Here is an 11,280-nt window from a genome sequence, read left to right on the forward strand (position 1 = left end):
GCGAAGAGCGCAGCGTATCTCTATATCAAACCAGCTTGCTCCCTTTGTAGCGGGTTTACCAGTAACGGGCCATGCATGGCGGGGCTGATAAGAACCGCTTGCGAAGCCGGTCACGGTAATGACAGGGAAAATCACCTCTACTTCGTCATATGAAGCCACATGGAGAGGTAAGGATGTCGCTGTTTGATGAGGTGCGGGTACAGGATTTGTGTGCACGGTTGCTCGATAGCCAGAACGAGAAGGGCTGCTCTCTTGAGAGTCGGCATGGTAGGGAGCTGAAGGAGCTGTTGCAGGCGGTGGGCGGGATCAAACCGGTTGGCCGAGGTGCTCATTATGTGTTGACCGACGCGGGGCGGACTTATCTGACCGGACAACTGGCACGGGCAGCGCCCCCCGAACCGGACAAGGGGGAGCAGCTGCAACGAATGGGAGTGAGTTTACCTGCACGGCTCAATCAGGCCTGCTTTTATGCCCTCTGGCATGGGGACAGCAAGCATTCGCGGTCAGCACCCCTTGCAGCGCCACAGCTTGCGAACTTGTCGCTCACGCAGGATGAGGTGATCCGCATCCGAACCCTCGAACCGCTCTCACTGGTCGATCGGCAGGGTCAGCAGCACGATATGACGGCAATGATGGCGCTGCTGGGGGAATTAGCGTTGCCGGAGCGGACTCTGGGCACGCTGGCGGCCATCGGCTGGCAAGGGGATCGGGTCATTACGGTGGAGAACAAGGGGGCCTTTGTCGACTACCCGCTGCAACCCGGGCAACTGCTGCTCTTTGCCCCCGGTCGCAATACCACCCTGGCCAAACAGCTGATCCCGCTGCTGCCTGCGGGCGTGCAGTGGGCCCATTTTGGCGATCTCGATCAACGGGGTATCGATATTGCCATCGAGCTGGCGCGCGAGCTAAATCGACCGGCCATGCTCTGGCTTCCCTGTGAGCTGCAACCTTATCTGGATCACTATGCCCGTCCGGTACGCACCTTTGCGACGGACAGTGGCAAGGTGCCCTGGCGTGTGACGACGCAGGCTGATCAGGTCGATGATCATGGCTCGCCGGCAGACGTTCCCTGGCTCGAGAAACTGATCACAGACGGGACTTGGCTGGAGCAGGAGGTATTGATTCTGGCCCCTCACTGGCGGAGCTGGTCATTGGACGCGATGGGCAATCAGGTGTGAAACGGGGAGCCCGCGCTCCCCGTCATTTCGTGGTCAGCTGTTTACTTGGCGTTGATGGGCCCCTTGGTGCCGGCATCATTATCGACCCAGCCGTCTTCACCCTTGATGCGGCGATCACCCTGAATGGTGTAGATGACCATGCCATCCTTGAACACTAGCGCGCCATCGGATTTCTTGGCATTGACCTTCTTGTCGTTGACCCACACCTGATCCTTGCCATCGATGCGGATATTGGCCACGATGGCGCCGGTTTGGGGGAAGGTGGCGATCCAGTTGCCCGCATAGGGGCTGTCGCTGGTTGCCGCGGCCGGAGTATTGCCAACACCGGCTGCCGCGTTCTCAGCCTTGGTTTTGTTGATATCGCAGCCATTGAGCTCGCTCACCTGAGTGCAGCCTGAGCGCTCCAGCTTCTGCTCATAGCTCAGATTCAGACCGCCCTCCGTGGCCGGGGCGGCCGTGCCAAATCCCGCCTTGGCATTTTCCGCTTTGGTTTTGTGAATGTCACAGCCTTGCGCCTCGGTGACCTGGGTGCAGCCGGATCGCTCCAGTTGCTCGGCATATTTGGCACTGATGGCGTGGGCAGGGGTGATACCGAGCAGGGTCAGGGTGATGAGCAGTGCAGCATTCTTGGACATAGATAATCCCTCAAAGATGTAAGTCATGCAGGTTCATCCGCGCAGTTGCGGTCGTGAACGTCGGCCTCTCCTGAGCATCCGAGACATATGCGCAGTTGGCGTATTCACGTTAGCACCTTGGGCCAACAACCGCGCCCAGCGATGTGGCCGGAAGATAAGGCGAGAGGCGATACGAGCGGGGAGTGCAGGGGAGACGAGATAGCAGCAGTGTCAACGCTGGAGAGATCATTCCAAGAGAAAAGGTGTTGCGGGCATTATCATAATGATAACGACAGCCCCGCTGATATCATTTCAGCCCTTGAAACTGACCTTTGATGATAATTCTCACCGGCGCAGGGATATTGCCTCTGATTATTATCACCTTGCTATTTTATCGCTTGGCCACCCTATCCATCCTTTTATGGAGTAAACCGCTGAAATAACCGCTGATTTTGTGGGTGGCATCACACACTTTCGCCATTTATTAATATCTGCCTGCATTTTATTGGTTTGGCACGGTTATTGATTGCCTCATATCGACGCTAACCGACGCGCTCACCCACAACCGGGATGCTGGTGACATCGTGAGTGAAAGGGGAGCTATCCATATCTCATCCAATGATTGGGGCGAACGATGAAAGCAGTTAACGAATTAATCAAAGAGATCAGGGCACTCAAATCCAACCTGCATGAAAAAGATTTTCTGCTGACCTGGGAGCAAACGCCTCAGGAGCTGGAGCTGGTATTGAAACTGGCCGAATCACTCAAGACCCTGCGCGCCGAAAATATCTGCACCAAACTGTTTAACAGCGGGCTCGGTATCTCGGTTTTCCGCGATAACTCCACCCGAACCCGCTTCTCTTATGCCTCTGCATTGAACCTGCTCGGTCTGGCCCAGCAGGATCTGGATGAGGGCAAATCCCAGATCGCCCACGGTGAGACCGTCCGTGAAACCGCCAACATGATCTCCTTCTGCGCCGATGCCATCGGGATCCGTGACGACATGTTCCTCGGTGCCGGCAACGCCTATATGCGCGAAGTGGGCGCCGCACTGGATGAAGGGTTCGAGAAGGGAGTGCTGCCCCAGCGTCCGGCGCTGGTCAACCTGCAGTGCGACATTGATCACCCGACCCAGTCGATGGCTGATCTCGCCTGGTTACAGGAGCACTTCGGTAGTCTGGAGAGCCTCAAGGGCAAGAAGATTGCGATGACCTGGGCCTACTCCCCCAGCTACGGCAAGCCGCTCTCCGTGCCCCAGGGCATCATTGGTCTGATGACCCGTTTCGGTATGGACGTGACCCTGGCCCACCCGGAAGGGTATGACCTGATCCCGGACGTGATCGAAGTGGCCAAAGAGAACGCCAAGGCCTCCGGCGGCAGCTTCCGTCAGGTCACCTCCATGGAAGAGGCTTTCAAGGATGCGGATATCGTCTATCCCAAGTCCTGGGCCCCCTACAAGGTGATGGAGCAGCGCACCGAGTTGCTGCGCGCCAATGATCACGCCGGCCTCAAAGAGCTGGAGAAACACTGCCTTGAGCAGAACGCCAAGCACAAGGATTGGCACTGCACTGAGGAGATGATGAAGCTCACCAAGGGGGGCGAGGCGCTCTATATGCACTGCCTGCCGGCCGATATTTCCGGCGTCTCCTGCAAAGAGGGCGAAGTGACCGAAGGGGTATTCGAGAAATACCGTATCGCCACTTACAAAGAGGCGAGCTGGAAGCCCTATATTATCGCCGCCATGATCATGGCCCGTAAATTTTCCGCCCCGGCAGAAACTCTGGAAAATCTGATTAAAGAGGCGCAAAAGCGGGTGAAATAAATAACGGTAGGGCAGGGTGAATATTCATCCTGCCCACGCTGTCGAATCCATTATTTCGAGTTTTCTCCCCGTGGTATCTGAATAACGGATCTCCCGGCGAGGCAGCTCTTTGTCAGGTAACGCCTAGTGAGGTAAGCATGTCCCAATTTTCGCTGAAGATGGATATTGCCGATAACCGCTTTTTTACCGCCGAGCCATCTCCGCTGTTTTCTCGCGCCGAAGCACAAAAGGCTCGCGCTTTTCATAAAAAACTGGCCGGTTATGAACCGACCCCATTGTGCGACCTGAAAGATCTGGCCGCCTATATCGGGGTGAAAAATATATTGGTCAAGGACGAGTCAAAGCGCTTTGGCCTCAACGCCTTCAAGATGCTGGGTGGCGTTTATGCCATCGCCAACCTGCTCTGTGAAAAGTACGGGGTGGCCATCGAGGATTTCTCCTTCGATCTCATCAAACGCACCATCAAGGAGCCGATGACATTCGCCACCACCACAGATGGCAACCACGGTCGTGGCGTTGCCTGGGCCGCCAAACAGGTGGGTCAGCATGCGGTGGTCTACATGCCCAAGGGCTCGGCCCAGGAGCGGGTTGACCACATCCTCAATCTCGGTGCCGAGTGCATCGTCACCGACATGAACTATGACGACACCGTGCGCCTAACCATGAAGATGGCCGAAGAGCGCGGCTGGCACATAGTGCAGGACACCGCCTGGGAGGGCTACACCAAGATCCCGACCTGGATCATGCAGGGTTACTCCACCCTGGCCGACGAAGCGGTCGAGCAGATGCAGGCCATGGGCATCAAGCAGCCGACCCACGTGTTGCTGCAGGCTGGCGTTGGTGCGCTGGCGGGCGGTGTGCTCGGTTATCTGGTGGACTGCTTCGGGGCGAAAAACCTGCACAGTATCGTGGTCGAACCGGATCAGGCCGACTGCATCTACCGCTCCGGCGTGGCGGGGGAGATGGTCAACGTGGGGGGCGACATGCGCACCATCATGGCCGGTCTCGCCTGCGGTGAACCCAATCCGCTCGGCTGGCCGCTGCTCAGAAGCTGCACCACCCAGTTCATCTCCTGTCACGACAAGGTGTCGGCATTGGGCATGAGAGTGCTCGGCAACCCCCTTGGCAATGATCCGCGCATCATCTCCGGTGAGTCCGGCTCGGTCGGTACCGGCGTGCTGGCGGCAGTACGTCACCACCCGGATCGCGCGGCGCTGATGGCGCGCCTCGGGCTAAGTCGCGACTCCGTGGTGCTGATCATCAACACCGAAGGGGACACCGATGTGACCCACTACCGGGAAGTGGTGTGGGAAGGCAAGCATCCTGCCTGCGATTAACCCCGGCTGTGAGTAATCTCTGCGAGAGCAGAGACACGGATTGAAGCATTGATCGCGCCTCGCCAACGGGGTGCGGTAACGGGCACAGGGCGCTGCCGACGAACAGGCCGCGCACTCTCAGTTGTTATGGAGAATCACAATGAGCAAGCAAATTCCGTTTGAAATGGTGTTGGAGAAGGCCTACCAGTACAAGGCCGAGATGAGTCAGTTCCTGCGCGATATGATCGCCATCCCGAGCGAGAGCTGCGATGAAGAGCGCGTCGTGCTGCGCATCAAGCAGGAGATGGAGAAGGTTGGTTTCGACAAGGTCGAGATTGACCCCATGGGTAACGTGCTGGGTTATATCGGCCACGGCCCGCACCTGATCGCCATGGATGCCCACATCGATACCGTCGGTGTCGGCAACCGCGCCAACTGGACCTTCGACCCCTATGAGGGGATGGAAGATCACGAGATCATCGGTGGCCGCGGCGCCTCCGATCAGGAAGGGGGCATGGCCTCCATGGTTTACGCGGGCAAGATCATCAAGGATCTGGGGCTGGAAGATCAGTACACCCTGCTGGTGACCGGTACCGTGCAGGAAGAGGATTGCGATGGCCTCTGCTGGCAGTACATCATCGAGCAGAGCAAGATCCGCCCCGAGTTTGTGGTCAGTACCGAGCCCACCGACTGCCAGATCTACCGTGGCCAACGCGGCCGCATGGAGATCCGGGTGGAGGTGCAGGGGGTCAGCTGCCACGGCTCCGCGCCGGAGCGCGGTGACAACGCCATCTTCAAGATGGGCCCCATTCTTGGCGAGCTGCAGGAGCTGAGCCACAACCTTGGCAGCGATGACTTCCTCGGCAAGGGTACCCTGACCGTCTCCGAGATCTTCTTCACTTCGCCAAGCCGCTGCGCCGTGGCGGACAGCTGCGCCGTCTCCATCGACCGTCGTCTGACCTGGGGCGAGAGCTGGCAAGGTGCGCTGGACGAGATCCGCGCCCTGCCTGCGGTGCAAGCCGCCGGAGCCGAGGTCTCCATGTATCAGTACGACCGTCCGGCCTATACCGGTCTGGTCTACCCGACCGAGTGCTACTTCCCGACCTGGAAGGTGGAAGAGGATCACATCACCGTCAAAACCCTCTCCAAGGCCTATCGCGAGCTGTTCAACAAGGAGCCGGTGGTGGACAAGTGGACCTTCTCGACCAACGGGGTCTCCATCATGGGTCGTCACGGTATTCCGGTCATCGGTTTTGGCCCGGGTAAAGAGCCGGAAGCCCACGCGCCGAACGAGAAGACCTGGAAAGAGCATCTGGTCAAGTGCGCCGCCATGTACGCCGTGATCCCCATGCTCTATCTGGCCGAGCTGGACAAGTAAGGGGTCTGCCGGGTGGTGACTGCCATCGCCGCCCAGCTGTTAAAAGTGCCCCGTCTCCATTGAGGCGGGGCCTTGCTGTTTGAAGTGATGTTCGAGGTGGTGGGGATGAAACGGCTGATCAAAAAGGGTGTGCTGGTCGATGCGCAGAGTGAATATCGTCAGGATCTGCTGATAGAAAACGGGGTGATCCGCGCCCGTGCCGCCGATATCCAGCCCGATGGCGAAACCGAGCTGATCGATGCCAGCGGCTGCTATGTGATGCCGGGTGGCATCGACGTCCATACCCACTTCAACATCGATGTGGGCATTGCCCGCAGTTGCGATGATTTTTTCAGCGGTACCCGTGCCGCCGCCTGTGGTGGCACTACTACCATCGTCGATCATATGGGATTTGGTCCGGCGGGGTGCAACCTGCATCACCAGCTGGCCCGCTATCACGACTACGCCGCCGATCAGGCGGTGATCGACTACAGCTTTCACGGCGTGATCCAGCATGTGGATGACGACATCCTTAATGAGATGGCCGCCATGGTGCAGGAGGAGGGGATCAGCAGCTTCAAGCTCTATCTCACCTACCAGTACAAGCTGGGGGACCATGACGTGCTGCGTGCCCTGGCCCGCCTCAAAGAGGTGGGGGCGCTTGCCACCGTCCATCCCGAGAACGATGCCGCCATCGCGGCGCGCCGTGCGGCACTGCTCGCCGCTGGCCATCATGAGCCCTGGTATCACGCGCAAAGCCGCCCGCTGGAGTGCGAGGCGGAGGCGATCGCCCGGATGATCAATCTGGCGGGGCTCGCGGGCAATGCCCCGCTCTATATCGTCCACCTCTCCAACGGACTGGGGCTGGAGTATCTGAAATTGGCGCGCCGTCAGGGCCAGCCAGTCTGGGTGGAGACCTGCCCGCAATATCTGCTTTTGGATGATTCCTGCTACTACCGGGAGAACGGAGTCGACTATCTGCTCAGCCCGCCGCTGCGCTCACGCCGCGAGCAGGACAAGCTGTGGGTCGGTATCGCTGCTGGCGACATCGACACGGTGGCGACCGATCACTGCAACTTCTCCCACGCCCAGCGCATGACCCTCTCAGGCGGCGATTTCAGCCGCTGCCCCAACGGCTTGCCGGGCGTCGAGAACCGGATGCTGCTGCTGTTTGCCCACGGGGTATTGGGCGGGCGCATCTCGCCGTCACGCTTCGTGGCCCTCACCAGCGCCAATCCGGCGCGCCTGTTTGGCCTCTGGCCGCGCAAGGGCAATCTGCAACCGGGGGCCGACGCCGATCTGGTGCTGATGGATCCCCGTGGCGAGACCCTGATCCGTCACGCCGCGCTGCATGACAACGGTGACTACAGCCCCTACGAGGGGATGCGCTGTCCCGGCCAGATCCGGATGACCCTCTGTCGCGGCGAGATAGTCGCTCGCGACGGCGAATTTACCGGGCAACGGGGGCATGGCAGCTTTTTGGCCAGAGCGCCCTTTGATCCGCTGCTGGGAGCCGCGGCCCGAGAACAGCAATCAGCACAGTGATAGACAGAACAACCGAGTCGGTATGACACCGGCCCACCCTTATCATCGGAGAGCACAAGATGAAACAGCGTATCGTACTGGCCCTGGGGGGCAACGCTCTGGGCAACAACCTGCCCGAGCAGATGAAGGCGGTGCAGAGCACGGCGCACACCATCGCCGACCTGATCGCCCAGGGGCACGAGGTGGTGGTGACCCACGGCAACGGGCCGCAGGTTGGGATGATCCAGCAGGCGTTCGAGGTGGCGGCCCGCCACGAGCCAAAATCCCCCCATCTGCCCATGTCGGTCTGCGTGGCCCTGAGTCAGGGCTACATCGGTTATGACCTGCAAAATGCCCTGCGTGAAGCCCTGCTTGAACGCGGCATCCACAAGCCGGTCGCCACCCTGGTGACCCAGGTTGAGGTGGATAAAAACGATCCCGCCTTCCATGATCCGAGCAAGCCCATCGGTGGCTTCTTCAGCAAGGAGGAAGCCGAGGCGCTGATGGCCAAGGGCGAGCGGCTCAAAGAGGACGCCGGTCGCGGCTATCGCCGGGTGGTGGCATCCCCTAAACCCGTCGATATCATCGAGAAAGAGACCGTCTCTGCCATGCTGGCCGCCGGTCAGGTGGTGATCACCGTCGGTGGCGGCGGCATTCCGGTGCTACGCGAAGGCAATCACCTGCGCGGTGCCAGTGCGGTGATCGACAAGGATTGGGCCAGTGCCAAGCTGGCGGAGCTTATCGACGCCGACATGCTGATCATCCTCACCGCGGTGGAGAAGGTTGCCATCAACTTCGGCAAGCCCGATGTGCAGTGGCTCGATCAGCTGAGCGTGGCCGATGCCAACAGCTTTATCGCCCAAGGGCAGTTTGCCAAAGGATCCATGTTGCCCAAGGTGGAGGCTGCGCTCTCGTTTGCCACCTCCTTGCCGGGGCGCAAGTCCCTGATCACCTTGCTGGAGAAGGCCGCCGACGGCATTGCCGGCAAGACGGGAACTCTTATCAGCCGCTAGGTGTTCCAGCTCGGGTTGAGTGTGATTGCGGGGGCCGTCGGCCCCCTTGTTCATTTTGGGGCAGTCATGGTCAGCGGAGGATGAGCGGCGTAAGATGGCCGCCTTCAAGCGCGGGCAAGACGCCGAGAGCTGACCTGGCGCAATGAGTGACAAGAGGTGAGTAACAAACAAATGAGTGGAAAGATCAATATGGCGGCGCTGGTGGGATTGATCCTGCTCACCGCCATCTGGAGTTACAGCTGGATCGTGATGAAGCAGGTGATGCTCTACGCGGGGGCCTTCGAGTTCACCGCCCTTCGCTGCCTGTGCGGATCTCTGGTTCTGCTGCTGGTATTGGCCCTGCGCGGGCGCCGTTATCTCAAACCCACTCCGTTTCGCTATACCCTCGCCATCGCCCTGTTCCAGACCTGCGGCATGGTGGGGTTGGCCCAGTGGGCTTTGATCAGCGGCGGGGCGGGCAAGGTGGCTATTCTGAGCTACACCATGCCGTTCTGGGTGGTGATCTTCGCGGCGCTCTTTCTCGGTGAGCGGATGCGCAAGCTGCACTATCTGGCGGTCGGAGTGGCCGCCTGCGGGCTGCTGCTGGTGATCCAGCCCTGGCAACTGCACCTGGATTCCATGAAGAGTGCGCTGCTGGGGATTGCCTCCGGTATCTGCTGGGGGATCAGCGCCATCATCGCCAAGCGGATGTATGCCCGCCATCCCGGGGTGGATCTGATGTCCCTCACCACCTGGCAGATGATCTACGCAACCATAGTGATGGCGCTGGTGGCGGCGCTGGTGCCGGAGCGCCCCATCGACTGGCAGCCCTACGTGATGGGGGCGCTGGCCTATAGCGCCATCTTCGCCACCGCCATCGCCTGGAGTCTCTGGCTGTTTGTGCTGAAAAAACTGCCAGCGGGGATTGCCAGCCTTAGCACTCTGGCGGTGCCGGTGACCGGCGTGCTGCTCTCCTGGTGGCTGCTCGGCGAAAATCCGGGGCCGGTGGAGGGGAGCGGTATCGCCCTTATCGTGCTGGCGCTGTTGGTGATTAGCCGCAAGGGCAAACGCTCTGTGGTGTCGGTGGCGGGGGAGACTCGCATCAAGCATGGTTGAGTGGTGACTGGGCTGCCAGTGGTACGATAAACGGCACTCAAAAGAGCCCGCGACAGGGGACCAACCCCTCGTTACAATGGCGTGGTCTGACTGTGCTGGAGCACAGGTATCTGATTTATTGTGATTATTTCAACGAACCTAACGGCAAGGATGAGACCGTATGATGACGCTGGTGTGGTTGGCTGTAGGCCTGGTGTGTCTGGTGGTGGGGGCCGAATCTCTGGTGCGGGGCGCCTCTCGCCTCGCCACCATGATGGGGATATCGCCACTGGTGGTGGGATTGACCATAGTGGCCTTTGGGACCAGTGCTCCCGAGCTGGCGGTGAGCATCCAGTCTGGCCTCGAGGGGCAGGCGGGGATTGCCGTGGGGAACGTGGTCGGCAGCAATATTTTCAACGTGCTGTTTATTTTAGGTATTTCGGCACTGATCGTACCGTTGACCGTCTCCCAGCAACTGGTACGTCTCGACGTGCCCTTGATGATAGTGGTCTCTTTTCTGGTGTTGTTGCTGGGCTACGATGGCCGTATTGCGCCACTGGAAGGGGCGCTGCTGTTTGCCGGCATCATCGCCTACACCGGGTTTCTCTTTGTCCAGAGTCGACGGGAAAACAAAGCGGTGCAGGCGGAGTACGAGCAGGAGTTTGGTACCCGTGAAGCGAGTACGGCGGGCAACTGGTTGCGCAATCTGCTCTTTATTGCTGCAGGTCTGGGTCTGCTGATCCTCGGCTCCCGTCTGCTGGTTGGCAGTGCGGTTGAGATTGCCCACTACTTCGGGGTGAGCGATCTGATCATCGGCTTGACCATAGTGGCGGCCGGTACCTCCTTGCCCGAAGTGGTGACCTCCATCGTCGCAGCCCTGCGCGGGGAGCGGGATATCGCTGTGGGGAACGTGGTGGGTAGCAATATCTTCAATATCCTCTGCGTGCTGGGGCTCACCTCCATCGTCACTCCCGGTGGGCTTGAAGTGTCGGCCACCGCCCTTCAGTTCGATATTCCGGTAATGATTGCGGTGGCGCTTGCCTGCCTGCCCATCTTCTTTACCGGTTACACCATCGCCCGCTGGGAAGGGGCGCTGTTTCTGGCCTACTACATCGGCTACACCTGCTGGCTGATCCTCCACGCCACATCCAGTCCGCTGCAAGGTCAGTTCAGTGCAGCGCTAACCGGTTTTGTGTTGCCGCTCACCGCCATCACTCTGGTTGTGCTGGCGGTGCGAGCCTGGCGATTGCAACGAACCCGGTCGTGATGCAGGTTCTCCTGATGTAAAGGCGCTGCATCAACCGACTGTCCCGTCCTGAATATGGTTTACACATTTCCCCCCAATAAATGGAGAACCCGATGGGACAAGGTGTGAAACGGAC

At 59.6% G+C, this 11,280-nt stretch carries 9 protein-coding genes; 8 read left to right on the forward strand and 1 reads right to left on the reverse strand.

Annotated elements, in window-relative coordinates; all coding sequences use genetic code 11:
• The first annotated feature begins 173 nt into the window (after positions 1-173).
• On the forward strand, positions 174-1,178 hold the full coding sequence (locus G5195_RS19200) for a Wadjet anti-phage system protein JetD domain-containing protein (RefSeq protein ID WP_245132623.1): 1,005 nt from the start codon (positions 174-176) through the stop codon (positions 1,176-1,178).
• 41 nt (positions 1,179-1,219) lie between these two features.
• On the opposite strand, the gene G5195_RS19205 is transcribed toward G5195_RS19200, so the two are convergent.
• Positions 1,220-1,813, reverse strand: a complete 594-nt coding sequence (locus G5195_RS19205; protein WP_421236395.1) for a hypothetical protein — start codon at positions 1,811-1,813, stop codon at positions 1,220-1,222.
• 613 nt (positions 1,814-2,426) lie between these two features.
• Here G5195_RS19205 and ygeW point away from each other — a divergent pair.
• The 7 genes from ygeW to G5195_RS19240 all read left to right on the forward strand — a co-directional run bounded on the left by ygeW (position 2,427) and on the right by G5195_RS19240 (position 11,165).
• Complete coding sequence (gene ygeW, locus G5195_RS19210; protein ID WP_005336811.1) at positions 2,427-3,614, forward strand: knotted carbamoyltransferase YgeW; 1,188 nt, start codon at positions 2,427-2,429, stop codon at positions 3,612-3,614.
• Between the two features lie 137 nt (positions 3,615-3,751).
• Positions 3,752-4,951 carry a diaminopropionate ammonia-lyase gene (gene dpaL, locus G5195_RS19215; RefSeq protein ID WP_216953638.1) on the forward strand — a complete coding sequence of 400 codons (1,200 nt, stop codon included), beginning with the start codon at positions 3,752-3,754 and terminating at the stop codon, positions 4,949-4,951.
• A 139-nt stretch (positions 4,952-5,090) separates the two neighbouring features.
• Entirely contained in the window at positions 5,091-6,308 is a 1,218-nt protein-coding gene (locus G5195_RS19220; RefSeq protein ID WP_421236396.1) for a YgeY family selenium metabolism-linked hydrolase, read from the forward strand.
• 105 nt (positions 6,309-6,413) lie between these two features.
• Entirely contained in the window at positions 6,414-7,832 is a 1,419-nt protein-coding gene (gene hydA, locus G5195_RS19225; RefSeq protein ID WP_421236397.1) for a dihydropyrimidinase, read from the forward strand.
• 59 nt (positions 7,833-7,891) lie between these two features.
• Positions 7,892-8,824: a carbamate kinase gene (arcC, locus tag G5195_RS19230; RefSeq protein ID WP_421223664.1), complete on the forward strand. Its 933-nt coding sequence runs from the start codon at positions 7,892-7,894 to the stop codon at positions 8,822-8,824.
• A gap of 171 nt (positions 8,825-8,995) precedes the next feature.
• A complete protein-coding gene (locus tag G5195_RS19235) occupies positions 8,996-9,919 on the forward strand; it encodes a DMT family transporter (protein ID WP_323912987.1) in 924 nt (307 codons plus the stop codon).
• A 160-nt stretch (positions 9,920-10,079) separates the two neighbouring features.
• On the forward strand, positions 10,080-11,165 hold the full coding sequence (locus G5195_RS19240; protein ID WP_005360785.1) for a calcium/sodium antiporter: 1,086 nt from the start codon (positions 10,080-10,082) through the stop codon (positions 11,163-11,165).
• Positions 11,166-11,280: the final 115 nt, after the last annotated feature.

Origin of the sequence: Aeromonas sp. 601039 (assembly GCF_049174415.1) — a bacterium.
Lineage (GTDB): Bacteria > Pseudomonadota > Gammaproteobacteria > Enterobacterales > Aeromonadaceae > Aeromonas > Aeromonas veronii_A.

What these genes read in the sequence shown, in the direction of transcription:
- dpaL (WP_216953638.1), top strand. Translation starts at nt 3,752, where the DNA reads ATGTCCCAATTTTCGCTGAAGATGGATATTGCCGATAACCGCTTTTTT.
- G5195_RS19200 (WP_245132623.1), top strand. Translation starts at nt 174, where the DNA reads ATGTCGCTGTTTGATGAGGTGCGGGTACAGGATTTGTGTGCACGGTTG.
- ygeW (WP_005336811.1), top strand. Translation starts at nt 2,427, where the DNA reads ATGAAAGCAGTTAACGAATTAATCAAAGAGATCAGGGCACTCAAATCC.
- G5195_RS19240 (WP_005360785.1), top strand. Translation starts at nt 10,080, where the DNA reads ATGATGACGCTGGTGTGGTTGGCTGTAGGCCTGGTGTGTCTGGTGGTG.
- G5195_RS19235 (WP_323912987.1), top strand. Translation starts at nt 8,996, where the DNA reads ATGAGTGGAAAGATCAATATGGCGGCGCTGGTGGGATTGATCCTGCTC.
- G5195_RS19220 (WP_421236396.1), top strand. Translation starts at nt 5,091, where the DNA reads ATGAGCAAGCAAATTCCGTTTGAAATGGTGTTGGAGAAGGCCTACCAG.
- G5195_RS19205 (WP_421236395.1), bottom strand. Translation starts at nt 1,813, where the DNA reads ATGTCCAAGAATGCTGCACTGCTCATCACCCTGACCCTGCTCGGTATC.
- hydA (WP_421236397.1), top strand. Translation starts at nt 6,414, where the DNA reads ATGAAACGGCTGATCAAAAAGGGTGTGCTGGTCGATGCGCAGAGTGAA.
- arcC (WP_421223664.1), top strand. Translation starts at nt 7,892, where the DNA reads ATGAAACAGCGTATCGTACTGGCCCTGGGGGGCAACGCTCTGGGCAAC.